This window comes from Marmoricola sp. URHB0036 (assembly GCF_000426045.1).
In the GTDB taxonomy this organism is placed as follows: domain Bacteria; phylum Actinomycetota; class Actinomycetes; order Propionibacteriales; family Nocardioidaceae; genus Marmoricola.
The window spans coordinates 68,768-90,550 of the sequence record NZ_AUEP01000008.1 but is presented as its reverse complement, the minus strand read 5'-3'; the positions used below and the strand labels follow the sequence as shown (position 1 = coordinate 90,550).

General features: G+C 70.2%; 27 protein-coding genes. 14 read left to right on the top strand and 13 right to left on the bottom strand.

The window, feature by feature from the left end:
• Positions 1-5: 5 nt before the first annotated feature.
• Both H976_RS0110010 and H976_RS25605 read right to left on the bottom strand, forming a co-directional pair.
• A complete protein-coding gene (locus H976_RS0110010; RefSeq protein WP_231388852.1) occupies positions 6-455 on the bottom strand; it encodes a GNAT family N-acetyltransferase in 450 nt (149 codons plus the stop codon).
• On the bottom strand, positions 415-1,119 hold the full coding sequence (locus tag H976_RS25605) for a metalloregulator ArsR/SmtB family transcription factor (protein WP_051276624.1): 705 nt from the start codon (positions 1,117-1,119) through the stop codon (positions 415-417). Before H976_RS25605 ends, H976_RS0110010 begins: the two co-directional genes overlap by 41 nt.
• Positions 1,120-1,211: 92 nt before the next feature.
• Here H976_RS25605 and folE point away from each other — a divergent pair, with 92 nt between their 5' ends.
• The 3 genes from folE to H976_RS0109990 are packed head-to-tail and all read left to right on the top strand — an operon-like array spanning position 1,212 to position 3,352.
• Entirely contained in the window at positions 1,212-1,811 is a 600-nt protein-coding gene (gene folE, locus H976_RS25600) for a GTP cyclohydrolase I FolE (RefSeq protein WP_036225733.1), read from the top strand.
• On the top strand, positions 1,808-3,028 hold the full coding sequence (locus H976_RS0109995) for an NAD(P)/FAD-dependent oxidoreductase (protein ID WP_027861424.1): 1,221 nt from the start codon (positions 1,808-1,810) through the stop codon (positions 3,026-3,028). The genes folE and H976_RS0109995 overlap by 4 nt, the downstream gene beginning before the upstream one ends.
• Before the next feature lie 9 nt (positions 3,029-3,037).
• Positions 3,038-3,352, top strand: coding sequence for a helix-turn-helix domain-containing protein (locus H976_RS0109990; protein ID WP_027861423.1), 315 nt, complete (start codon positions 3,038-3,040; stop codon positions 3,350-3,352).
• A 9-nt stretch (positions 3,353-3,361) separates the two neighbouring features.
• Here the strand turns inward: H976_RS0109990 and H976_RS0109985 are convergent, their stop codons facing one another.
• From H976_RS0109985 to H976_RS25595, 3 genes are read right to left on the bottom strand one after another with little or no spacing between them, the layout of a single operon-like run.
• Positions 3,362-4,144, bottom strand: a complete 783-nt coding sequence (locus tag H976_RS0109985; protein WP_027861422.1) for a maleylpyruvate isomerase family mycothiol-dependent enzyme — start codon at positions 4,142-4,144, stop codon at positions 3,362-3,364.
• Between the two features lie 56 nt (positions 4,145-4,200).
• Entirely contained in the window at positions 4,201-4,797 is a 597-nt protein-coding gene (locus H976_RS0109980; protein ID WP_027861421.1) for a ClpP family protease, read from the bottom strand.
• Positions 4,794-5,423, bottom strand: coding sequence for a ClpP family protease (locus H976_RS25595; RefSeq protein ID WP_036225732.1), 630 nt, complete (start codon positions 5,421-5,423; stop codon positions 4,794-4,796). The genes H976_RS0109980 and H976_RS25595 overlap by 4 nt, the downstream gene beginning before the upstream one ends.
• 158 nt (positions 5,424-5,581) lie before the next feature.
• Here H976_RS25595 and H976_RS0109970 point away from each other — a divergent pair, with 158 nt between their 5' ends.
• On the top strand, positions 5,582-6,103 hold the full coding sequence (locus tag H976_RS0109970) for a hypothetical protein (protein ID WP_027861420.1): 522 nt from the start codon (positions 5,582-5,584) through the stop codon (positions 6,101-6,103).
• Between the two features lies 1 nt (position 6,104).
• Here the strand turns inward: H976_RS0109970 and H976_RS25590 are convergent, their stop codons facing one another.
• On the bottom strand, positions 6,105-6,695 hold the full coding sequence (locus H976_RS25590; protein WP_036225729.1) for a TetR/AcrR family transcriptional regulator: 591 nt from the start codon (positions 6,693-6,695) through the stop codon (positions 6,105-6,107).
• A 59-nt stretch (positions 6,696-6,754) separates the two neighbouring features.
• Here H976_RS25590 and H976_RS0109960 point away from each other — a divergent pair, with 59 nt between their 5' ends.
• Positions 6,755-7,675: a DMT family transporter gene (locus H976_RS0109960; protein WP_027861419.1), complete on the top strand. Its 921-nt coding sequence runs from the start codon at positions 6,755-6,757 to the stop codon at positions 7,673-7,675.
• On the opposite strand, the gene H976_RS0109955 is transcribed toward H976_RS0109960, so the two are convergent.
• Positions 7,662-8,894, bottom strand: coding sequence for a cytochrome P450 (locus tag H976_RS0109955; RefSeq protein WP_027861418.1), 1,233 nt, complete (start codon positions 8,892-8,894; stop codon positions 7,662-7,664). The genes H976_RS0109960 and H976_RS0109955 overlap by 14 nt on opposite strands.
• A 134-nt stretch (positions 8,895-9,028) precedes the next feature.
• Between H976_RS0109955 and H976_RS0109950 the strand changes: the two genes are divergently transcribed.
• Entirely contained in the window at positions 9,029-10,195 is a 1,167-nt protein-coding gene (locus H976_RS0109950; protein ID WP_027861417.1) for a steroid 3-ketoacyl-CoA thiolase, read from the top strand.
• 10 nt (positions 10,196-10,205) lie between these two features.
• Entirely contained in the window at positions 10,206-11,402 is a 1,197-nt protein-coding gene (locus tag H976_RS0109945) for an acyl-CoA dehydrogenase family protein (RefSeq protein ID WP_027861416.1), read from the top strand.
• On the opposite strand, the gene H976_RS25585 is transcribed toward H976_RS0109945, so the two are convergent.
• Positions 11,399-12,457 (bottom strand): NAD-dependent epimerase/dehydratase family protein, encoded by a 1,059-nt coding sequence (locus H976_RS25585; protein ID WP_051276623.1) that lies wholly within the window; start codon positions 12,455-12,457, stop codon positions 11,399-11,401. The two genes, H976_RS0109945 and H976_RS25585, sit on opposite strands and share 4 nt — an antisense overlap.
• 2 nt (positions 12,458-12,459) lie before the next feature.
• On the bottom strand, positions 12,460-12,921 hold the full coding sequence (locus tag H976_RS0109935) for an SRPBCC family protein (RefSeq protein ID WP_027861415.1): 462 nt from the start codon (positions 12,919-12,921) through the stop codon (positions 12,460-12,462).
• A 106-nt stretch (positions 12,922-13,027) separates the two neighbouring features.
• Between H976_RS0109935 and H976_RS0109930 the strand changes: the two genes are divergently transcribed.
• A complete protein-coding gene (locus H976_RS0109930; protein ID WP_027861414.1) occupies positions 13,028-13,222 on the top strand; it encodes a hypothetical protein in 195 nt (64 codons plus the stop codon).
• Between the two features lie 4 nt (positions 13,223-13,226).
• On the opposite strand, the gene H976_RS0109925 is transcribed toward H976_RS0109930, so the two are convergent.
• Together H976_RS0109925 and H976_RS0109920 are read right to left on the bottom strand one after the other, a co-directional pair.
• Entirely contained in the window at positions 13,227-14,132 is a 906-nt protein-coding gene (locus H976_RS0109925) for an SDR family oxidoreductase (protein WP_027861413.1), read from the bottom strand.
• Entirely contained in the window at positions 14,129-14,893 is a 765-nt protein-coding gene (locus tag H976_RS0109920; RefSeq protein WP_027861412.1) for an SDR family oxidoreductase, read from the bottom strand. The genes H976_RS0109925 and H976_RS0109920 overlap by 4 nt, the downstream gene beginning before the upstream one ends.
• A 49-nt stretch (positions 14,894-14,942) precedes the next feature.
• Here H976_RS0109920 and H976_RS0109915 point away from each other — a divergent pair, with 49 nt between their 5' ends.
• From H976_RS0109915 to H976_RS0109900, 4 genes are read left to right on the top strand one after another with little or no spacing between them, the layout of a single operon-like run.
• Positions 14,943-15,722, top strand: coding sequence for an enoyl-CoA hydratase family protein (locus H976_RS0109915; RefSeq protein WP_027861411.1), 780 nt, complete (start codon positions 14,943-14,945; stop codon positions 15,720-15,722).
• Between the two features lie 2 nt (positions 15,723-15,724).
• Positions 15,725-16,588 (top strand): CoA transferase subunit A, encoded by an 864-nt coding sequence (locus H976_RS0109910; protein ID WP_027861410.1) that lies wholly within the window; start codon positions 15,725-15,727, stop codon positions 16,586-16,588.
• On the top strand, positions 16,585-17,361 hold the full coding sequence (locus tag H976_RS0109905) for a CoA-transferase subunit beta (protein WP_027861409.1): 777 nt from the start codon (positions 16,585-16,587) through the stop codon (positions 17,359-17,361). The genes H976_RS0109910 and H976_RS0109905 overlap by 4 nt, the downstream gene beginning before the upstream one ends.
• Positions 17,358-18,425, top strand: a complete 1,068-nt coding sequence (locus H976_RS0109900) for a nitronate monooxygenase family protein (RefSeq protein WP_027861408.1) — start codon at positions 17,358-17,360, stop codon at positions 18,423-18,425. The genes H976_RS0109905 and H976_RS0109900 overlap by 4 nt, the downstream gene beginning before the upstream one ends.
• Here H976_RS0109900 and H976_RS0109895 read toward each other — a convergent pair whose 3' ends face one another.
• On the bottom strand, positions 18,426-19,136 hold the full coding sequence (locus tag H976_RS0109895; RefSeq protein ID WP_027861407.1) for a TetR/AcrR family transcriptional regulator: 711 nt from the start codon (positions 19,134-19,136) through the stop codon (positions 18,426-18,428).
• A gap of 128 nt (positions 19,137-19,264) precedes the next feature.
• Between H976_RS0109895 and H976_RS0109890 the strand changes: the two genes are divergently transcribed.
• Together H976_RS0109890 and H976_RS0109885 are read left to right on the top strand one after the other, a co-directional pair.
• Positions 19,265-20,203 (top strand): NAD-dependent epimerase/dehydratase family protein, encoded by a 939-nt coding sequence (locus H976_RS0109890; RefSeq protein ID WP_027861406.1) that lies wholly within the window; start codon positions 19,265-19,267, stop codon positions 20,201-20,203.
• Between the two features lie 9 nt (positions 20,204-20,212).
• Positions 20,213-20,713, top strand: a complete 501-nt coding sequence (locus H976_RS0109885) for a hypothetical protein (RefSeq protein WP_027861405.1) — start codon at positions 20,213-20,215, stop codon at positions 20,711-20,713.
• Here the strand turns inward: H976_RS0109885 and H976_RS0109880 are convergent.
• On the bottom strand, positions 20,655-21,656 hold the full coding sequence (locus H976_RS0109880) for a GNAT family N-acetyltransferase (protein WP_051276622.1): 1,002 nt from the start codon (positions 21,654-21,656) through the stop codon (positions 20,655-20,657). The genes H976_RS0109885 and H976_RS0109880 overlap by 59 nt on opposite strands.
• Between the last annotated feature and the right edge of the window lie 127 nt (positions 21,657-21,783).

The following is a 21,783-nucleotide window of genomic DNA, read 5'->3' as shown; positions in this document are numbered from 1 at the left end:
CAGTCTCAGACCCGGTAGTCGTAGGTGACCCAGGTGGTCTTCTCGGCCAGGTCGTCGTAGAGCCGCTGGGCGGTGTGGTTGTCCTCGGCGGTGATCCACCGGACCTTGTTGTAGCCACGCCACTGCGCCATCTCGCCCAACGCGCTGATCAGCGCCCGGCCGACGCCCTTTCCGCGCGCGTCGGGCTCGGTGAACAGGTCGTCGAGGTAGAGACCGCGCTTGCCGGAGGACGGTCGCGCGAACTCACGGTGGTGGGCGAACCCGACCACCTCGTCGTCGACGAGCGCCACGAGTGCGTTGGTCTCGTGGGTGTCGTCGTTGATCCATCCCCAGACGCGGTCGACGACATCTTGTTCCTCGTCGTACTCGTAGAAGGTGCGGTAGGCGTGGAAGAGCCGCTGCCACGCCTCGTGGTCACCGGGCTCGATCGGGCGTACGACGACTGAGGTGCTCATGCTCGTCATCATGACCCACGCGGACACAGCAGTGGGTCTCCGAGGGCTCCAGCCGGGCTCGCAGGCCGGGACACCCGAGACCCTCGAGGGCACCGCCGACGTAGTCGAGGTTGACCCCGCAGACCAGGGCCGGCTGCTCCTTGGCCAGGGCGTCGAAGGGGCAGTTCCTCAGGGTGAGGTTGTCCTCCTCGAGCGTCGGTTCGAAGCCTTCGGAGTGCATCAGCCCGCGGACCCGCTCGAGCCCGTCGCCGGTCCCGTCGTACGACGACCCCGCCTCGCGGCCACGACGGCGGGCCTCGTGACGGAGCGCCTCCTCCAGCGGCTTCCCGTCGAGCGAGGAGGCCACGGCTCCGGCCAGCACCGAGCCGACCAGGTCGTAGTTGCGAGGGGGCACCGAGACCGACACCTCGACGGCGGCGCGACAGTAGAGCTTGGCCGGGCGGCCTGCGCCGGGCCCGGTCCTGCCGGAGAGGCGCCGGAACTCCGTGCTGAGCAGCCCTTCGTCGACGAGGCGCTCGAGGTGGAAGCGCGCGGTGTGCAGGGCCAGGCCGGTGCCGGCGGCGGTCTGCTCACGCCCGACCGGCTCGTCGTGCGTGGCGACGAACTCGTAGACCTGGCGGCGCACCGGGTCGGCGAGCGATCCGACTGCGGTGAACTCGTCCATCCCCCACCCCGTTCCTGTCTTGACCGATGCGGTCGCACTCACTAACGTGCAGATTACTGTCTTTTAGAGCCGCCCGTCCAGCAGGAGAGTCCATGAGCCAGACCGTCACCCCCATCCTCGAGCACCGGCTGGACCGACTCGAGCAGGCCACCGCCGCCGCTTCCGAGATGCTCGCCGCCCTGGGCGTGCCGGTCCACGAGGACGACCTGGCCGAGACTCCCCGACGCCTGGTGCACGCCTACGCCGAGCTGCTCACCCCCGGCCCGTTCGAGATGACCACCTTCCCCAACCGCGAGGAGTACGACGAGCTGGTGCTCGTGCGCGACATCCCGGTGCGGTCGTTGTGCGAGCACCACATGCTGCCGTTCATCGGCGTCGCGCACGTCGGGTACCTGCCCGGCCAGCGCATCGTCGGCTTGTCCAAGCTGGCTCGCACGGTGGACTTCCACGCGCGGCGGGTGCAGACCCAGGAACGGCTCACCAGCCAGGTCGCCGACGACCTGCAACGCCAGCTGGACCCGCTCGGGGTCGGCGTCGTGATCGAGGCCGAGCACACCTGCATGAGCGTCCGTGGCGCCCGCGCCGACGGGGCGCGCACTGTCACCGCACGGCTGCTCGGCCAGCTCCGCGAGAACCCCGCGACCAGGGCCGAGTTCCTTGCCCTCACCCGCGAGCGGGGTGGACGGTCATGAGCGGGCGGGTGGTGGTCGTCGGTGGTGGGCTCGCCGCCGGCACCGTGGTGACCCAGCTTCGCGAGGGCGGCCACGACGGGTCCATCACGGTCTTCACCGAGGAGCCGCGACCGCCGTACGAACGGCCGCCGCTGTCCAAGGACCTGCTGCTCGGCACGGGCACCGAGGAGAAGGCGCTGGTCCAGCAGGCGGACTGGTACGCCGAGAACGACGTGGACCTCCGGATCGGCACCGCCGTCACGTCGCTGGACCTCGCTGCCCGCGAGGTCGTCGCCGGCGCCGACCGCACGCCGTACGACCATCTGGTGCTCGCGACCGGCTCTCGGCCACGACACCTGCGGCTGGCCGACGAGAGCGGTGCGCCGGTCGTCTACCTGCGCACCTTGGAGGACTCGCGCCGCATCAAGTCGGCGCTGACCGCGGGCTCGCGCATCGGGATCGTCGGCGGCGGCTGGATCGGTCTCGAGGTCGCCTCTGCTGCCCGCAACGCCGATGCCGAGGTCACCCTCGTCGAGTCGCTCGACCAGCCGTTGCTCCGCGTGCTCGGTCCCGAGGTGTCCACGATCTTCGCCGAGCTGCACCGCGAGCACGGGGTCGACCTCCGGCTCGGTGCCTCGCTGACCGGCCTCTCCCGCGACGGTGACCGCGGCGTGCTGGAGGTGGCGGGGGCCGATCCCGTCCCCTGCGACCTCGTCGTCGTGGGCATCGGCATCGAACCGGTCACCGAGCTCGCGAGCGCTGCCGGGCTGACCGTCGACAACGGCATCCGCACCGACGAGCGGCTGCGCACCAGCTCCCGCGACGTCTACGCCGCCGGCGACGTCGCCAACGCCGACCATCCGGTGCTGGGCCGGCCGGTGCGGGTCGAGCACTGGGACACCGCCATCCAGCACGGCAAGGTCGTGGCGCGCAACATCCTGGGCGAGGAGGCGAAGGCCGAGGCGCTGCCGTACTTCTTCACCGACCAGTACGACCTCGGCATGGAGTACGTCGGGAGCCCTGGCCCCGATGGCTACGACCGCGTGGTCGTCCGGGGCCACCGCGTCGGAGACCGGGTCTTCACGGCGTGGTGGCTGCGCGACGGTCGGGTCGTCGCCGGCATGCATGCCAACGACTGGGACGCGATCTCCGACGTACGCCGCATCGTGGGCGCCGAGGTGGACGGCGACCGGCTGGCCGACGAGAAGGTGCCACTCAGCGAGTTCGGCGCGGAGTAGTCTCGCTCCATGGGAGAAGTGATCGCGTTCCCGCCGCAGGAGCGGCCCGAGGACAACGAGGCCGAGCCCCTGTGGCGCGAGGCCGTCGGCCACGAGCTCCGCGAGGAGCGCCAGCGCCAGGAGCGGACGCTCGCCGACGTCTCCGAGGAGTCCGGGGTCTCCACCCAGTACCTCTCCGAGATCGAGCGCGGCCGCAAGGAACCCAGCTCAGAGATCCTCGGCGCCGTCGCCGGCGCCCTCGGGCTCCGGCTCGTCGACCTGACGGCACGCATCACCCGGACCCTTGCCGCCGTCCCCCGCGGGCCGCTCGCTCTCGCCGCCTGACGTACGCGTCTAGTAGCCCGGGAAGACCGGTCGCAGGTCGTCCAGAGTGACGTTGCCGGTGACCTCGACGCCTGCAGGAGTGACCTCCGGGCGCAGCCGGCCGCTGAGCATCCGCACGGCCGCCTCGAGGGGACCGTGGAAGGTGGCGGTCGCGTCCTGCGGCGTGCCGACGGTCAGGGTGACGGTGTCGGCGAACGAGATGCCGTAGCCGTCCAGCGCGAGCGTGGCCGGTTGCTGCAGCGACTGCGGCCGGGCGGCGAAGTCGAGCATGAAGCCGAGCCCGTTGGCCAGGTGCTCGACCACGAGGGCGGACGAGGTCGGCTCGATACCTGCCGTGGGATCGAACGCGACCCGCACGTCCCAGGCGTGGGCCGCGGTCTCGTTGAGCCGCATGCCGACGAAGGTCTCCAGGGTGCTCGGCTCGGGCAGGAACCCGAGGTCCACCGTGATCGTCTTGCGCTGCTCGTCGTCGAGCCCCTCGAGCACCTCGACCAGCTCACCGTGCCGCTGGAGGAATCCCGCGGCCTGGTCCTCCGGCGACATCGCGTTCCACCGGTCCCAGACCGCCTGGTTGTCGATGTCCGGGACGGGCTCGCCCGCCACGGCCGGGGCCAGCCGTGCGTAGGTGAGCTCCGAACCGCTGCCGAGGTGCGAGAGCACCTGGGCCACCGTCCAGTCGGTGGCGCCACTCCGACGAGTCAGGTCCTCGGGTGACAGCGGGGTGATCACCTTCTCGAGCTGGTCGTGGTTGGTGCGCAGGGCGACGATCGAGGCGTCGAGAAGGTCCGTCATATGGGCGGCAACACCGGACCCGGACCCGTTCTTCCCGGATGAGACTCCCGGGATCGCTAGGCAGCCTTCCGGCTGTCCAGGATCGCGTCGACCAGGCCGTAGTCGACCGACTCCCGCGCGTTGAGGACGAGGTCTCGGCCGGTGTCCTCGCGCAGGCGCTCGGCGCTCTGGCCGGTGTGCCGGGCCAGGATCGACTCCATCTCCGCGCGCAGCCGGACGATCTCCTTGGCCTGGAGGGCGAGGTCGGGCAGTGCTCCCTGCCCGCCGGTCGACGGCTGGTGGAGGACGACGCGCGCGTGCGGCAGCAGCGTCCGGTTACCCGGCGTACCACCGGCCAGGAGCAGTGCGGCGCTGCTCGCCGCCTGACCGACACAGGTCGTGTGCACCGGCGAGCTGACGAACTGCATGGTGTCGTAGATGGCCAGACTGGCGGTGACCGAGCCGCCGGGCGAGTTGAGGTAGAGGCTGATCGGGACCTCCGGACGGTCGGACTCGAGGTGCAGCAGCTGCGCGATCACCACGTTGGCGACGCCGTCGTCGATCTCGGTGCCGATGTAGATGATCCGGTCGGTGAGGAGCCGGCTGTAGATGTCGACGGCTCGCTCGCCGCGCAGGGTCTTCTCGATGACGCTCGGGATGGTGTAGCTGCTCATCGCCGTACCCCCAGACCGACCGTGCGCGACTGTCGTGCCGGGGTGACGGCGGCGACGTCGCTGATGATCTGGTCGACGAACCCGTAGTCGCGCGCCTCCTCGGCGGTGAACCACCGGTCGCGGTCGGCGTCGTGCTCGACCTTCTCGACGGGCTGGCCGGTGTGCTCGGCGATGAGGCGCATCATGACGTTCTTGGTGTGCTCGAGGTTCTCGGCCTGGATCTCGATGTCGACAGCAGTGCCGCCGATGCCGGCAGAGCCCTGGTGCATCAGCACCCGCGAGTGCGGCAGTGCGTAGCGCTTGCCGGGAGTGCCGGCCGAGAGCAGGAACTGGCCCATGCTGGCGGCCAGCCCCATCGCCAGCGTGCTGACGTCGTTGGGGATCAGCCGCATCGTGTCGTAGATGGCGAGCCCGGCCGAGACCGAGCCCCCGGGTGAGTTGATGTAGAGGCTGATGTCGCTGTGCGGGTCCTCGGCGGACAGGAGCAGCAGCTCGGCACAGAGCCGGTTGGCGATCGGGTCGTCGACCTCCTGGCCGAGCACGATGATGCGCTGGTGCAGCAGTCGTGCGGTCAGCTGGTCGTCGAGCGAACCTGCCGGCAGCGGGCCGGAGTTCGATGGTGGCATCGGACACCTCCTGGGTCGTGGTGCTCCCAGACTCCGGCTCCGTGATCGGGCGTTCCAGCGTTTCTGCCTGCGGCGGATCTGCCCTCAGCAGAGGACCTTGTGCCGAGCGCGAGGAGGACGCATGATTACTTCATTACAACGTTGCAGAGGAGCGCGTCATGGGAGCAGATCAAGGACAGGTGGCCGGCTGGCTGCAGGGGCGGCTGCCCGACGGGTGGTTCACCGGACCGGCCGAGGTCACCGTCGACCGCGAGGAGATCATGGTCGTCGGCACGTTGGCCGCCCCTGAAGGCGTGACCGGCGACGCCGACGGTCCGGAGGCCACCGAGGCGGCCCGGGGCCGGATCTCCCGGTTCCGCGAGGAGACTCGCGACGAGCGGATCTCGATCGCCCGCGAGGCCGAGCACCGGTTCGGCAAGAAGGTCGCGTGGGGCGCCGAGTGCGGCTCCGCCACGGCGGTCTTCACCCATCTCGCCGTACCCGTGATGACGCGGCTGCGTCAGCCCGAGCGTGTCGTGCTGGACACGCTCGTCGAGTCCGGGGTGGCCCGCAGCCGGGCCGACGCGCTCGCGTGGTGCGTGCGCCTGGTCGGCGAGCACACCGAGGACTGGCTGGCCCAGCTGCGGGAAGCCATGACGAGCGTGCAGAAGCTGCGCGACGAGGGTCCGCCCGCGGCCTGACTCAGCGTCCCTCGACGAGCGCCCGCATGACCGCGCGCGCGTCGTCGAGGGCGTACGACGACCCGCCGGCCGTCGACTCGACCACCGCGCCCTCCTGCACCAGGGCGAGCTGACGAGCCAGCAGTCCGTCGTCCTCGATGCCGCCCTGCGCGAGGAGACGGCCGAAGAGTCCCCGCATCCACTCCTTCTCGGCCCGTACGACGGCCGTGGCTCTCTCGGAGGACGTCGAGAGCTCGGCGTACGCCGCGACGAAGCCGCAGCCCCGGTCGGCCATCTCCAGCCAGGACTCCAACGCGTCGATCACCGCGACCACGCGGTCGCTCGCTGGGCCGTCGACCTGCTCGACGTGGTCGGTCACGTGCGCCTGCCACCGGCGAGCCCGTGCCTCGAGGTAGGCGACCACGAGTCCCTCCTTGGACCCGAACCGGTCGTAGATCGTCTTCTTGGTGGTGCCCGCCTGCTCGGCGACCAGCTCGACGCCGACGCTGTTGATGCCGCGGCTGTAGAAGAGGTCGGTCGCCGCGTCCAAGATGCGTCGGGCGGCGGGGGTCAGGGTGGGCTCGTCAGCGGTCCCAGAGATCGTGGTCGTCATGGCTGCTGCACCTCCGAAGTACCTTGCGAGTATACCGACCGGTGTGTTTACCATCCGTCATGCAGCTGCCGGTCCGCCTCCGCTCCCCCATCGTCGCCGACGCGGCCATGGTCGTCACGTGGAGCTCGGGATTCATCGGTGCCGAGCTGTCCAGCCGGGCGGAGGCCGATCCGCTGACCGTGCTCGGCTGGCGGTTCGCGCTGCTCGCCGCGCTACTCGTCGTGGTCACGCGGATCCGTCGCGTCCCGTGGCCCTCGCTGGCTGCCTGGCGACGACAGACCGCCATCGGGGTGCTCTGCCAGCCGGCCTACCTGTTGCTGGTCTTCGAGGGCGTGCGCCACGGCGTGCCGGGCGGCACCGCTGCCCTGATCGCGGCCGTCCAGCCGCTGCTCGTCGCCACGGTCGCCGGCCGGCTCCTCGGCGAGTTCACCACGCCACGGATGTGGATCGGGATGGCGCTCGGCCTGGTCGGCGTCGCCGTCGTGGTCTCGGGCGATCTCGGTTCGTCCACCGCGCCCGCGTGGGCCTACCTGCTGCCGACGGTCGGGATGCTGTGCCTGGCCTCGGGCACGGTCCTCGAGCGCCGGCTCCGCCCACCCGAGAGCATCCTCGAGACGATCATGATGCAGGCCGTCGTCAGTGCCGTGGTGCTGAGCACCCTGGCCGTCGTGTTCGGCCGGGCATCGGCGCCGTCGTCCTGGGGATTCTGGGGTGCCGTGCTGTGGCTGCTGGTGCTGGCCAGCCTGGGCGGGTACGTGATGTACGTGCACGTCGCGCGCACACAGGGCGCGACCGTGGTGAGCACCCTGCTCTACCTGACCCCGCCCACGACGATGCTGTGGGTCTACCTCATGTTCGGCGTGCCCGTGACGCTCGTCGGGCTGGTCGGGCTGGCGATCAGTGCCGTCGGCGTGGGCCTGGTGCTCCACGGACGAAGCGTCCGGGAGCGCGTGCGGGAGATGGCCCTCAGGCGTACCTGACCGGCAGGTGCTTGATCCCGTTGATCCAGCCGTGGCGGAGTCGGATCGCGTCGCCGGTGCGGGTGATGTCGGGCATCCGGTCGGCGATCGCGTTGAACATCACCTCGACCTCGAGGCGGGCCAGGTTGGCACCGATGCAGTAGTGGGCGCCGTGCCCACCGAAGGACAGGTGCGGGTTGGGGTCGCGCAGCACGTTGAACGAGCGGGGGTCCTCGAAGACGGACTCGTCGTTGTTGCCGCTGGCGTAGAACAGCCCCACCCGCTGGCCCTTCTTGACCTCCTGGTCGCCGACCAGCACGTCGTTGAGGGCGGTGCGCTGGAAGACGGTCACGGGAGTGGCCCAGCGGATGATCTCGTCGGTGGCCGCCTTCGGCCGGTCCCTCTTGAACAGCTCCCACTGGTCGGGGTGGTCGAAGAAGGCCTTCATGCCGTGGGTGATCGCGTTGCGGGTGGTCTCGTTGCCGGCCACCGCCAGCATGATCACGAAGTAGCCGAACTCGTCCTCGGCCAGCGGCTGCCCGTCGATGTCGCCCTGGACGAGCTTGGTGATGAGGTCGTCGCGCGGGTTGAGCTTGCGGTCGGCCGCCATCTCCATCGCGTAGCCGAGGATCTCGGCGGCGGCGACGTCGGGCTGACCGCCGTACTCCGGGTCCTCGCCGGCCAGCATCTGGTTGGACCAGTCGAAGAGCTTGCGCCGGTCCTCGAACGGTACGCCGAGCAGGTCGGCGATCGCCTGGAGCGGCAGCTCGGCCGCCACGTCCTCGACGAAGTCGCCCTCACCCTTGGCCAGGGCGTCGTCGATGATCTTGTCGGCGCGCTGGATGAGCACCTCGTGGAGCGCACCGATCGAACGCGGCGTGAACCCGCGGCTGATCAGCTGGCGGGTCTTGGTGTGGATCGGCGGATCCTGGTTGATCAGCATGATCTGCTGCATCTCCACCTGGTCGCGCGTCATGTCTGCGCCGAAGCGGATGATCGCGCCGTTCTCCTGGCTGGAGAAGTCCTTGCTGTTCTTGGACACGGCAGCGACGTCGGCGTGCCGGCTCACTGCCCAGTAGCCGGTGTCCAGGAAGCCGGCGTAGCCGTCCGGCTCCTGTTCCACCCACCAGACCGGGGCCGTCTGGCGCAGCTCCATGAACTGTTCCAGGGGGATCGCCGCCTCACAGAGCAAGGGGTCGGTCGGGTCGAACCCGGCGGGCACGGTGGGCGAAGCGGTCACAGCGGAAACCTCCACGAATCTGGAACACGTTCTAGTGTTGATCGTTACATACTCTCGGTTTGTTTTGGAAGAGTGGGCCACCAGAAAATCAGCGTGGCGTTGCCCAGAATCAGAACGTGTTCTAGTTTTGTCCCATGGGAAACCCCGTGATCATCGATGCTGTCCGCACGCCCCTCGGCAAGCGCAGGGGCGGTCTCGCCGGCGTGCACCCGGGCGAGCTGCTCGGGTTCGTGCAGCGCGAGGTGCTCAAGCGCACCGGAGTCGACCCCGAGCTGGTCGAGCAGGTCGTCGGCGGCGTCGTCACCCAGGCGGGCGAGCAGTCCAACGACATGGTCCGCCGGGCCTGGCTGCACGCCGGTCTCCCCCAGCCCACGGGAGCGACCACCATTGACGCGCAGTGCGGCTCCGGCCAGCAGGCCGCCCACCTGGTCAACGACATGATCAAGGCCGGCACCATCTCGGTCGGCATCGCCTGTGGCGTGGAGTCGATGAGCCGGATCCCGCTGGGCGCCAACGTGCCGCCTGGCGCGGGCGACCCGCGGCCCGAGTCGTGGACGATCGACATGCCCAACCAGTTCGAGGGCGCCGACCGGATCGCCCGCAACCGCGGCCTGACCCGCGAGGACCTCGAGGCCTGGGGCTTCGAGTCCCAGCGCAAGGCGCGCATCGCCCTCGACGAAGGTCGCTTCGAGCGCGAGATCGCGGCGCTCGAGGCGCCCGTGATCGACAAGGAGAGTGGCAAGCCCACCGGCGAGACCCGACTGGTCGCCACCGACGAGGGACTGCGCGAGACCACGATGGAAGGGCTGGCCGGGCTGCGCCCGGTGCTCCCCGACGGGCTGCACACGGCCGGTACGTCGTCGCAGATCAGCGACGGCGCCTCTGCGGTGCTGATCATGGACCTGTCCCTGGCCGACTCGCTCGGGCTGACCCCGCGGGCGCGGATCGTCGACCACGCCCTCGTCGGGTCGGACCCCTACTACCACCTCGACGGTCCGATCGACGCGACCCGGCGCGTGCTCGACCGCACCGGCTTCACCCTCGACGACTTCGACCTCTTCGAGGTCAACGAGGCGTTCGCGTCCGTCGTACTCTCCTGGGCGCAGCAGACCGGAGCACCGCTGGAGCGCACCAACGTCAACGGCGGGGCGATCGCGCTCGGCCACCCGGTCGGCTCGACCGGCACGCGACTGATCACCACTGCCTTGCACGAGCTCGAGCGCACCGACGGCACGCGGGCGTTCATCTCGATGTGCGCCGGCGGCGCCATGGCGACCGGGACCGTGATCGAGAGGGTCTAGCGTTCGGCGCATGTTCACGTGGACCGACGAGCAGCTGGCCATCCGGGACGCGGTGCGGTCCTTCGTGGACCAGGAGATCCGTCCCCACCAGGACGAGCTCGAGCACGGTGACCTGCCGCCGTACGACCTGATCCGGAAGTTCTTCGCCACCTTCGGGCTCGACACGATGGCCGCGGAGAGCTTCGACCGGTCCGTGTCCGGCGAGGACACCTCGTCGTCCGGACCAGGGATGGATCCCGCGCTCGCCGTACTTCCCCAGATCGAGCTGGTGAAGGTGTCCATGGGCATCCCGGCCGCGATCGGGGTGTCCATCGGGCTGGCCGCCGGCACCATCAACGCGCACGGCACGGTCGAGCAGCGCAAGCGCTGGGCCCGCGACCTGATGACCTTCGAGAAGGTCGGGGCGTGGGCGATCACCGAGCCCGACGCGGGGTCCGACGCCTTCGGCGGCATGCGTACGACGGTCAAGCCCGACGGCGAGGAGTTCGTGCTCAACGGCCAGAAGACCTTCATCACCAACGGGCCGTACGCCGACACGCTGGTCGTCTACGCCAAGCTCGACGACGGCTCCGGCCTCGACCGACGCGCCCAGCCCGTCCTGACGTTCGTGCTCGACAGGGGGATGGACGGCCTCGAGCAGTCCGCGCCGTTGAAGAAGATGGGCATGCACTCCTCACCCACCGGACAGCTGTTCTTCGACGGCGTCCGGCTCGGCCGCGACCGACTCCTCGAGGGGCGACCCGGAACGGATGGCCGCGACTCGGCGCGCTCCAACTTCATGGTCGAACGGGTCGGCATCGCCACCCTCGCGCTGGGCGTCATCGAGGAGTGCCTGCGGCTGTGCGTCGACTACGCCAAGCAGCGCACCCTCTGGGGCAAGCCGATCGGCGACCTCCAGCTGATCCAGCTCAAGCTGGCCGAGATGGAGGTGGCCCGCATCAACGTGCAGAACATGGTCTTCAAGGGCATCGCGGCCCGTCGAGGCGAGGTGTCGATGGACCTCGCGGAAGCCTCTGCGATGAAGCTCTACTCCTCCCGCGCCGCGACGGAGGTGGCCATGGAGGCCGTCCAGCTCTTCGGCGGCAACGGCTACATGGCGGAGTACCGCGTCGAGCAGCTGGCCCGCGACGCCAAGAGCCTGATGATCTACGCCGGCTCCAACGAGGTGCAGGTGACCCATGTGGCCAAGGGGTTGCTGCGGCGCTAGCCCGGGAGGAGTGACCTCAGCGCGCGCACCCGCCGCAACGCCAGGCTGGCGCCGGCGCGGACGGTGGCCGGGGCGTGCAGCTCGTCGAGGATCGGGGCGCGCATGCGGGTCCAGTCGGGGTCGCTGGGCAGGGGCGCCTCGGGGCCGCTGCCGGGGGCACCGAAGGAACGTGCCATCGCTTCGCGTACGCCGAGCAGCGGCTGGCCGTCCTTGGGCACCCAGGTCTCCCCCGGCCGGCAGACCATCTCGTGGCGCAGGCTCTCGATCAGGGCGTTCACGGTCCAGAACGGGGCCGCGACCATGGCCGCGGTGCCGAGGCTGACGAGCGGCGTCGGCACGGGCAGGGTGGGGATCCGGACACGGAGCAGGCCGGCGGCGCGGGCGCACTCGGCCAGCAGCCGGGAGTACGGCAGCACGTTGGGACCGCCGATGTCGACCGCGCCGGTGAGGTGGTCGTCGGCGAAGGCCTCGACCATCGCGCGGAGGACGTCGCTGACCGCGATCGGCTGGACGCGATTCTCCAGCCAGCTCGGCACCGGCTGCACGAGCAGCAGCGTCGCCAGCTGGCGGATCACCTCGAACGACGTCGATCCGGCACCGACCACGACCCCCGCCCGGAGCGACAGCACCGAGCAACGTTCACTCGCTGCCTCCTCCAGCACCTGCTCGACCTCGAGGCGCGAGGAGATGTGGGCCGACAGCTCGTCCACCGGGGCGTCCGGCACCAGGCCCGAGAGGTAGACGACCCGGCGTACGTCGCCGTCCAGCACCGCGTCGCGCACCGCCTCGGCGCCGATCCGGTCGCGGTCGGCGAACCCGCGGACGTTGAGCGAGTGCACGAGGTAGCAGACGCCGTCGACGCCGCTCACGGCTGCCCGGACGGCCAGGGCATCGGTGACGTCGCAGCGCCGCCACTCGACCTCGTGGCCCCACGCGAAGCGGTCGGGGTCCGGCGACGACGACGAGGCAGCGACCACCTCGTGCCCGGCGTCCAGGAGCGCTGGTACGACGCGCGAGCCGACGTACCCGGTGGCCCCGAGGACGAGGATCCGCACGTTCACTCCCCCAGGTGCTTGAGCAGGTTGTGCCCGAAGCGGCGACCCATCGCGGCCATCACGCCCTTCATGGTGCCCTCGACAGCCCGCCGGGTCGCCTTGGGGAACGGCAGGTCGACCGTGACACCCAGGTCGATCGACACGCGACAGCCCGAGCCGGCCTCCTCGAGGAGGTACTCACCCTCGACGCCGCTGTTCTCCTCGGTGCACGCGGGATCGTGGGTGAACGTGATCCGGTCGGGCTCCTCGAAGGTCATCACCTCGGTGAAGGTGGTGCCGATCGACTTGCCCAGGACCGGCACCTTGGTGACGTTCCAGGTCCAGCGATCGTCCTGGACGTCGATGCGCTGCAGGTAGGGCGTCAGCTTCGGCAACAGCTCGGGGTCGGTGAGCGCCGCCCAGACGTCCTTGCGGGACGACTTGAGGGTCGCGGTGGACTGGTTGCTTGCGGTGAAGCGGGTCATGGGTCTCCTCGTCATCGCCCGTGCCGGGCGCAGGGGGGCCGCCGAACACAAACGTATCGGGTGCCTGGAGGCGTACGCTGGCGGCACCTACTGGAGGGGGAACGACATGTCGCCCATTGTCTGGCTCGTCATCTGGGGCGTTGCCATCGCGACGCTCGCCTTCTTCACGGTCCGGGAGATCCGCCGCGGCAAGAAGCCGATCCCCGACTTCGACAAGCTGAGCCACGAGGCCCACCGGGAGGCGTCGATCCGTCGCGACGGCAGCGGGCCGAACAGCACCACTCCGCTGGGCGGCTTCTGAGGCCTCAGGTCCCGTAGACCGGATCTGGTACGGCGGCCTGCGCGATGAGCTCGCGCACGGCTGTCCCGACCTCGTCGGCCTCCCAGCGCCGTCCGAGGTCGCGCCGGGGTCCGTGCCGCCAGCCCTCCTCGACGCAGATCTGCCCGCCCTCGATCTCGAGGACCCGACCGGTGACGTCGCAGTCCTCGGAGGCCAGCCAGGCGACGATCGGTGAGTTGTTGGCCGGATCCATGGCGTCGAAGGCATCCCCGTCTGCGTCCGCCATCATCTCGGGAAAGGCGCCCTCGGTCATCCGGGTGCGCGCGACGGGTGCGATCGCGTTGACATGTACGCCGTAGCGACCGAGCTCGGCGGCCGCCACCAGCGTCATGCCGACGATACCTGCCTTGGCGGCGGAGTACGTCGTCTGGCCGATCGAGCCCTGCATCCCCGCGCCGGAGGAGGTGTTGATGACGCGTGCGGCTCGTTGACGACCGTCCTTGGCCTCGGCGCGCCACCAGGCACCGGCGTGCCGCAGCGGCGCGAAGTGGCCCTTGAGGTGGACGCGGATGACGGCGTCCCACTCCTCCTCGGAGGTGTTCACCAGCATCCGGTCGCGCACGAAGCCGGCGTTGTTGACGAGGATGTCCAGCCCGCCGAAGGTGTCGATCGCCTGCTGCACCATCGCCGCCGCCTGCTCGAAGTCCGCGACGTCCGCCCCGTTGGCGACCGCTCGACCTCCGAGCGCCTCGATCTCGGCCACGACCTCGTGCGCGACCTCGGACGCCGCTCCCTCACCGGAGCCGGAGGTGCCGAGGTCGTTGACCACCACGCTCGCGCCCTGCCGGGCGAGCTCGAGGGCGTGGGCGCGACCGATGCCGCGCCCCGCGCCGGTGACGATCGCAATGCGACCTTCGAGGATGCCGGTCACTGGTTCTCCTTCTGGACGACGTGCGAGAAGACGGGGGGTTCGCCGCCGCCGTGGCACTCCACGCAGGCGCCGGAGACATAGCTGGCGAGGTCGGAGGCGAGGAAGGCCACGACCTGACCGACCTCGGCCGGTTCGGCCATCCGCCCGAGCGGGATGGTCTGCTCGATGGCCCGCACGGTCTCGTCGCTGCCGTAGTGGTCGGCGGTCTGCTCGGTGCGGCACAGGCCCACGTCGACGGTGTTGACGCGCACGTTCGGACCCCACTCGACGGCCAGCGAGCGGGTGAGGCTGTCCACACCGGCCTTGGCGGCGCCGTACGCCGCGGTGCCGGGCGAGGGGCGCAACGCCGAGACCGAGGAGATGTTCACGATGGCACCGCCGCCCTGCCGTTGCATGACCGCGTTGGCAGCCCGGGCGACGACGAGAGGGGCCGTGAGGTTCAGGCCGAGGACCTTCTCGAGGAGGCGCGGCGAGGCGTCCGCAGCCAGGGCGTACGGCGAACCACCCGCGTTGTTGACCAGGAAGTCGAGTCGACCGTGCTCGGCGACGACGGCGTCGACCATGGCAGCCACCGCCTCGGGATCGCGCACGTCGCACTGCACGTGAGTGGTGCCGGGCGCGGGAGCCTCCACCGCGGACCGGGCGCAGGTGACCACGGTGGCGCCGGCCCGCACGAGCACCTCGGCGATGCCGGCGCCGATGCCCTGGCTGCCACCCGTGACGAGGGCGACACGGTCGGAGAGGTCCACGGAGATCGGCACCCGTGTAGAGTACCAAGCAAATGCTTGGTTGTCCGGCTGAGGAGGCTTCATGAGCGTGACATCCGCGCTCCATGACGACGGGGTCCGCGTGGTCACGATGGACTTCCCGCCGGTGAACGCGCTCCCGGTCCAGGGGTGGTACGACGTCGCCGCCGCCCTCGACGAGGCCAGCCGTGACCAGGCCACCCACGTGCTGGTGCTGCGCGCCGAGGGCAAGGGCTTCAACGCCGGCGTCGACATCAAGGAGATGCAGAACACCGAGGGGTTCGACGCGCTGATCGGCGCCAACCGGGGCTGCTTCGCCGCCTTCCGGGCCGTCTACGAGTGCAGCGTGCCGGTCATCGCGGCGGTTCAGGGGTTCTGCGTCGGTGGCGGGGTCGGCCTGGTCGGCAATGCCGACTGCATCGTGGCCAGCGACGACGCCTACTTCGGCATCCCCGAGGTGGACCGCGGGGCGCTCGGCGCCGCCACCCACCTGGCCCGGATGGTGCCGCCCCACCTGATGCGCACGCTCTACTTCACCGGGCGCAACATCAAGGCCGTCGACCTGGTCCAGCACGGGTCGGTGCTCGAGGTGGTCCCTCGGGACGAGCTCGACGAGGCCGCCCTGGTCGTCGCCCGCGAGATCGCCCGCAAGGACACCCGCGTGATCCGGATGGCCAAGGAAGCGCTCAACGGCATCGACCCGATCGACGTCAACAAGAGCTACCGGTTCGAGCAGGGCTTCACCATGGAGCTCAACCTGGCCGGCGTCTCCGACGAGCTGCGCGACACGTTTGTCAATGGGCAGGGCGCTGGGACCGACAAGGCGCGGGGAGGCAACAAGTGAGCATGCCCAGCAAGGTGCTGACCGCCGCCGAGGTGGTCGGTCGCATCGAGGACGGGATGACCGTCGGCATCGGCGGCTGGGGGTCGCGGCGAAAGCCGATGGCACTGGTCCGCGAGATCTTGCGCAGCGACCTGAGGGACCTGACGGTCGTGTCGTACGCCGGCCCTGACGTCGGCCTGCTCCTCCAGGCCGGCAAGGCGAGTCGCGTCGTGTTCGCGTTCGCCACGCTCGACTCGATCCCGCTGGAGCCGCTGTTCTCCCGGGCACGTCAGGAGGCGACCGCGTCGTTCCGCGAGTGGGACGAGGGCATGTTCCAGACCGGGCTCCGCGCCGCGGCCCAACGAGTGCCCTTCCTGCCGATGCGCGCCGGGCTGGGATCCGCCGTGCTCGAGAACGACCCGACGCTCAGGACGGTCTCGAGTCCGTACGACGATCGCGAGGAGCTGGTCGCCGTACCCGCCCTCGAGCTGGACGTCGCACTGGTGCACATGAACCGCGCCGACCAGTACGGCAACGCGCAGTACCTCGGTCCCGACCCCTACTTCGACGACCTGTTCTGCATGGCGGCCAAGCAGGCCTACGTGTCGGCCGAGCAGATCATCGACACCGCCGGCATGACCGTCGACGCCGCGATCCAGACGATGCTGCTCAACCGCACCATGGTCGACGGCGTCGTCGAGACTCCCCACGGCGCGCACTTCACCACCTGCACGCCGACCTACGAGCGCGACGAGAAGTTCCAGAAGGCCTACGCGACTGCAGCGAAGACCCCTGAGGACTGGGCGGCCTTCGAGGAGCGCTTCTTGTCAGGGAGCGAGCAGGACTACCAGGACGCCGTGAATGCGTTCGCGAAGGAGGAGGCATGAGCGACGAGGTCAGCCGCGCGGAGTACTGCGCCGTCGCCATCGCCGACTGCTTCGCCGACGACGGCGAGATCATGGGCAGCCCGATGGGGCTGCTGCCGAGCCTCGGCGCCCGACTCGCCAAGCTGACCTCCAACCCACTGCTGATGATCACCGACGGCGAGTCGCGGATCCTGCAGGGTGCTCCCCCGCTCGGCGTGACCCAGGACGTGGTGGAGGGCTGGATGCCGTTCCGGCTGGTCCTCGAGTCGGTGGTCCCCTACGGCAAGCGGCACGTGATGATGGGCGCCACCCAGGTGGACCGGGAGGGCAACCAGAACATCTCGGCCATCGGCGAGTGGGCGAAGCCGAAGCGCCAGCTCCTCGGGGTCCGCGGTGCCCCCGGCAACACCGTCAACAACAAGACCTCCTACTGGGTGCCCAAGCACTCCCCACGCGTCTTCGTCGAGCACGTGGACATCGTCTCCGGCGTCGGCCGCACCCGCGCCGAGGCGGCCGGCCCGGCTGCCACTCGCTTCCACCAGGTGCACCGCGTGGTCAGTGACCTCGGCGTCTTCGACTTCAGCGGACCCGGCCACACCATGCAGTTCGTGTCCGTGCACCCCGGCGTCACCGTCGAGGACGTGCAGGCGGCGTCGTCCTTTGAGATCCACGCGTCGGGCGACGTGCCCACGACGCGCGAGCCCTCCCAAGGTGAGCTGATGCTGATCCGGGAGATGCTCGACCCGAAGATGCTGCGCGAGCGCGAGGTGCCGTCCGCAGGGACCCCGAGATGATCGAGCAGCTGCTTCGTACGCCGCTGACCGAGCTGGCCGGCGTACGCCACCCCGTCGTGCAGACCGGCATGGGCTGGGTGGCCGGACCGCGGCTGGTCGTGGGCACCGCCAACGCCGGCGGACTCGGCATCCTGGCCAGCGCCACCATGACCATCGACGAGCTCGAGCACGCGATCATCGAGGTGAAGAGCCGCACAGACCAGCCCTTCGGGGTCAACCTGCGTGCCGATGCCGGCGATGCGCCCCAGCGCGTGGACGTGCTCATCAAGCACGGCGTCAAGGTCGCATCGTTCGCCCTCGCGCCCAAGCAGGAGCTGATCGCCAAGCTCAAGGACCACGGCATCGTGGTGATGCCGAGCGTCGGACTGGCCCGGCACGCCGAGAAGGTCGCGGCCTGGGGCGCCGACGCGGTGATGATCCAGGGCGGCGAGGGCGGCGGCCACACCGGCACCGTCCCGACGACCCTGTTGCTGCCGACCGTGCTCGACGCCGTCGACATCCCGGTCGTGGCTGCTGGCGGCTTCTTCGACGGCCGCGGGCTGGCCGCCGCCCTGTCCTACGGCGCCGCGGGGATCGGCATGGGCACCCGCTTCCTGCTGACCCAGGACTCGACGGTCCCCGAGGCGGTCAAGCAGCGCTACCTCCAGGCCGACCTCAACGGCACCGTCGTCACCGCCAAGGTCGACGGCATGCCGCACCGGATGCTGCGCACCGAGCTGGTCGAGGAGGTCGAGGAGTCCCGTGCGGTCAGGCGCCTGGGACCGACCGTGCGACGCACGCTGGAGTTCAAGAAGATGAGCGGCATGTCCTGGCGCCAGCTGGCCTCCGACGGGCGCGCGATGCGCAAGGAACAGGGGCGTTCGCTGGCGCAGATGACGCTCGCGGCCAACACGCCGATGATGCTGAGGGCTGGTCTGGTCGAGGGCGACACCTCGGCCGGGGTGCTGGCCAGCGGCCAGGTGGTCGGCGTGATCGACGACCTGCCCTCCTGCGAGCAGCTGCTCGACCGGGTCGTCACCGAGGCGGCCGACTGCCTGCGTCGTACGTCGAACCTGCTGGCCTGATCACGCAGCCGGCAGGCCCATGGTGCTGGCCAACAGCTCCAGCTGGTGCTCGAACAGGTCGTTCGGGGCACTGAACGTGTCGGCGCCGTACTGGCCGAAGACCTCGAAGCTGACGCAGCCGAACAGCGCAGCCCAGCCGAGCACCCCGCGCAGCAGCAGGTCGTCGGGGGCGGTCAGGTCCAGCTCCTTGCGCACGCGTCTGGCGTCGGTCGCCAGGGCACGCGGGATGCGCGGCGCGGGGACGGCAGCCTCGACGACGCCTGCGACGTAGGCGTCCTCCCACACCCGCACCAGGGCGCCGATGACGCGCGTCCCCGGGCCGGTGGTGCGCTCGGCGGGCGCCTGGTAGCCGGGCACCGGGCTTCCGAAGAGGAGGGCGTAGGTCGCCGGCTCGCGCAACGCCCACGCGCGCACGGCGCGCCCGATCGCCAGGAAACGTCCGCGGAGGTCGTCCCGGGCGACCGCCCCCTCCGCCGCGTCGACGGCATCCCCCAGCTCGTCGTACCCGTCGACGACCAGCAGGGTGAGCAGGTCGTCGCGACTGCGCACGTAGCGGTAGATCGCCGAGGAGACCACCCCGAGATCGCGGGCCACCGCACGGACGGACAGCGCGGCTGCCCCTTCGGTCGCGAGGTGGCTGCGACCGATCCGGGTGATGTCCGCGAGGGTCTGGGCGCGGGCCCGCTGGCGTGGCGTTGCTGAGTCCGGCATGACGCCATCATGACAGAACCGAGAGCAATGAGCACGAAAGAGAGCACTGCTCTTGACTTTGTGTCTCGCCCTTGTCACTCTTGGTTCAGAGAGCAGTGCTCTCGCTTCCTCCCACGAAAGGTCATGCCATGTCCCACACATCCGAGCTCCACGTCGTCGTCGGTGCCGGTCCGGTCGGTGCCACGGTCGCCCTCCAGCTGGCCGAGCAGGGACACCAGGTCCGACTGCTCACCCGCTCCGGCAGCGGTCCCGAGCACCCGATGATCGACCGACGCAGCGTCGACGTCTCCCGGGCGGAGGGGCTCGACGAGCAGCTCGCCGGTGCTGTGGCCGTCTACCACTGCGCGCACGGTTCGGCGTACGACGCCAAGGTCTGGCGTGCCGAGCTGCCGGCCACCGAGGCGGTCGTCCTCGACGCGGCCGGACGCGCCGGGGCAGTGGTCGTCTTCCCCGAGAGCCTCTACTCCTACGGCGAGGTCGAGGCCCCGATGACCGAGGACCTGCCTCGCGACGCCACCCGCGGCAAGCTCGGGATCCGCGCCGAACTGCTCCGCGCCCGCGACGCCTCGCCCACCCCGACGGTCAGCGTGGCCGCCTCCGACTTCTTCGGCCCGTCGGTGCTGATGGCGCACGCCGGCGACCGCGTGGTGCCCAAGGTGCTCGACGGCAAGACCGTCAACGTCGTCGGCAGCCTCGACCAGCCGCACTCGTTCACCTACGTGCCGGATCTTGCGCGGGCGATGATCACGGCTGCCCGGACGCCGGAGCTGTGGAACAGCTTCCTGCACGCGCCGACCGCGCCGGCGGTCACCCAGCGGGAGATGGTCCGGGCGCTGGCTGCGGCCGCTGGGGTGCCGGCGCCGCGGATGTGGGCGCTGCCCGCGTGGGTGCTGAAGGTCTCCGGCCTGGTCTCCGGGGAGGCCCGTGAGCTGGCCGAGACCTCCTACCAGTTCTCGGCGCCGTTCGTGCTCGACTCCAGCCGCAGCGAAGCGTTGCTGGGACAGGCGCCCACCCCGCTCGACGTGGCGGCCAAGGAAACCGTCACCTGGTGGCGGTCCGTCGTCTAGGTTCTGCGCATGAGCACCCCGGGGCGACGCGTCCTGCTGATGATGATCCCGCTCAACCTGGTCCTGCTCGCGTGGGTCTGGTTCGGCCGGATCTTCTTCGGTGCCGGCGGGTGGTTCCTGCTGATTCTGTTCTACGTGCTGCCCTTCGTCCTCGCGGCGCTGGTGATCACCACTGTGCTCGCGTTCACCCAACCAGGGCGACCTCGTGCCCTGACCGGGGCTCAGGCGGTCGTGCAGGTGGTGATGTGGGGCGCGATGCTCGGGTTCGGGTTCTTCCTCGTCGACTTCGGTGACATGGAGGACAGCGATGTCTCGGCCTTCACCCAGGTCGTCGGACGCAACGACGCGACCCTCTCGATCAGCTGGACGATGACGGCTCTGTGCACGCTGGCCACGGTCGTTGCCTGGATCGTGCTGCTGGTGCTCCTCCTGGCGCAACGGCGCCAGGACGTCACCGCCGCTGGAACGCCACGACCCGACCAAGAGCGCGGTACCCCAGCCGCTCGTTGACGGCGATCATCTGACGGTTGGACTCCGCGTTCCAGGTGTCGATCGACGTCACCTGCGGCTCGGCCTCGGCCAGCCACCGCAGCATCTCGGCCTTCAGCAGCAGCCCCAGCCGGTGTCCGCGGTGGGCGCGCACCACGGAGGTGTCGTGCTGGTCGGCCAGCTCCGGCCGCTCGGTGTCGACCACGACGGCGGTGTGACCGGCCGGCTCCCCGGTAGGACGGTGGCGGGCGATGATCCGTCGGAGCCGATGTCCGGAGCTGACCTGGGCGTGGTCGTAGTCGCGGATCCGGTCGGCGGTGAAGACCTCGTCCTCGATGTCCAGGTCGTCGATCGGTGCGTCGTTGATGGCGGCCGTGAGCTCGGCCAGCATCGGGAGCATCTCGTCGGGCACCGGACCCTCGAGACGCACCAGCTCGTAGTCAGCGGCGTACGGCGCAGCCTCGGCACACACGGTCTCGACGAACCCCGGCGGCATCTCGCGAGGCGACTGCCGGCGACAGATCTCCTGCGCGGCGCGGTGGAAGCCGTGCCGCGCCGCGAACGGCTCGGTCGCGGGAGTCTCCCACCCGGCGCCACCGAACTTCGTCCGACGCTGCTGCTTCGCGAGGTCGAGTGCCTCCGTCAGCAGCCGTGAGCCGTAGCCGCGACTGCGGTGGGCGGGGTGGACCAGCAGGTCGAACCAGGCGAGATCGCGGTTGTCCCACTCCCCCAGCTCGATGTCGACGACTGCCACCGGCTGGTCGTCCACCCTCAGCAGGAGGTGACGCTCGGGGCTGCCGTCCCAGCCGTGCCGCAGGTTCATCGTCCGGCGGAACGGTGTCAGCGTAGGCACGAAGGGCGCGTCCACGGCGTGGGCGGCGTTGAGGACCTGCCGACTCGCCTCCACCGACGCGGCGTCGTCGGCGTCGTACTCGTCGACGCGAACGGCGTCCAGGGTCTGCATGGGCTCAGCGTGCGCCGAGTCGGACGGCCTGTCGAACCAATAAATGGATTGCGCGTCGGCGCGCAGGCGCCCACGATCTGTGCAGAAGAGCTCAGTGCTCCGGCACGTGACCAGAGGAGGTGCGGCA

Coding starts and splice junctions, on each gene's coding strand:
- H976_RS0109945 (WP_027861416.1), top strand. CDS start 10,206: ATGTTCACGTGGACCGACGAGCAGCTGGCCATCCGGGACGCGGTGCGG.
- H976_RS0109890 (WP_027861406.1), top strand. CDS start 19,265: ATGTCCCACACATCCGAGCTCCACGTCGTCGTCGGTGCCGGTCCGGTC.
- H976_RS0109985 (WP_027861422.1), bottom strand. CDS start 4,144: ATGACGGACCTTCTCGACGCCTCGATCGTCGCCCTGCGCACCAACCAC.
- H976_RS25605 (WP_051276624.1), bottom strand. CDS start 1,119: ATGGACGAGTTCACCGCAGTCGGATCGCTCGCCGACCCGGTGCGCCGC.
- H976_RS0109995 (WP_027861424.1), top strand. CDS start 1,808: ATGAGCGGGCGGGTGGTGGTCGTCGGTGGTGGGCTCGCCGCCGGCACC.
- H976_RS0109915 (WP_027861411.1), top strand. CDS start 14,943: ATGAGCGTGACATCCGCGCTCCATGACGACGGGGTCCGCGTGGTCACG.
- H976_RS0109950 (WP_027861417.1), top strand. CDS start 9,029: ATGGGAAACCCCGTGATCATCGATGCTGTCCGCACGCCCCTCGGCAAG.
- H976_RS0109970 (WP_027861420.1), top strand. CDS start 5,582: ATGGGAGCAGATCAAGGACAGGTGGCCGGCTGGCTGCAGGGGCGGCTG.
- H976_RS0109935 (WP_027861415.1), bottom strand. CDS start 12,921: ATGACCCGCTTCACCGCAAGCAACCAGTCCACCGCGACCCTCAAGTCG.
- H976_RS25590 (WP_036225729.1), bottom strand. CDS start 6,695: ATGACGACCACGATCTCTGGGACCGCTGACGAGCCCACCCTGACCCCC.
- H976_RS0109930 (WP_027861414.1), top strand. CDS start 13,028: ATGTCGCCCATTGTCTGGCTCGTCATCTGGGGCGTTGCCATCGCGACG.
- H976_RS0109895 (WP_027861407.1), bottom strand. CDS start 19,136: ATGCCGGACTCAGCAACGCCACGCCAGCGGGCCCGCGCCCAGACCCTC.
- H976_RS0109885 (WP_027861405.1), top strand. CDS start 20,213: ATGAGCACCCCGGGGCGACGCGTCCTGCTGATGATGATCCCGCTCAAC.
- H976_RS0109960 (WP_027861419.1), top strand. CDS start 6,755: ATGCAGCTGCCGGTCCGCCTCCGCTCCCCCATCGTCGCCGACGCGGCC.
- H976_RS0109905 (WP_027861409.1), top strand. CDS start 16,585: ATGAGCGACGAGGTCAGCCGCGCGGAGTACTGCGCCGTCGCCATCGCC.
- H976_RS0110010 (WP_231388852.1), bottom strand. CDS start 455: ATGAGCACCTCAGTCGTCGTACGCCCGATCGAGCCCGGTGACCACGAG.
- H976_RS25595 (WP_036225732.1), bottom strand. CDS start 5,423: ATGCCACCATCGAACTCCGGCCCGCTGCCGGCAGGTTCGCTCGACGAC.
- H976_RS0109900 (WP_027861408.1), top strand. CDS start 17,358: ATGATCGAGCAGCTGCTTCGTACGCCGCTGACCGAGCTGGCCGGCGTA.
- folE (WP_036225733.1), top strand. CDS start 1,212: ATGAGCCAGACCGTCACCCCCATCCTCGAGCACCGGCTGGACCGACTC.
- H976_RS0109980 (WP_027861421.1), bottom strand. CDS start 4,797: ATGAGCAGCTACACCATCCCGAGCGTCATCGAGAAGACCCTGCGCGGC.
- H976_RS0109990 (WP_027861423.1), top strand. CDS start 3,038: ATGGGAGAAGTGATCGCGTTCCCGCCGCAGGAGCGGCCCGAGGACAAC.
- H976_RS0109880 (WP_051276622.1), bottom strand. CDS start 21,656: ATGCAGACCCTGGACGCCGTTCGCGTCGACGAGTACGACGCCGACGAC.
- H976_RS0109910 (WP_027861410.1), top strand. CDS start 15,725: ATGCCCAGCAAGGTGCTGACCGCCGCCGAGGTGGTCGGTCGCATCGAG.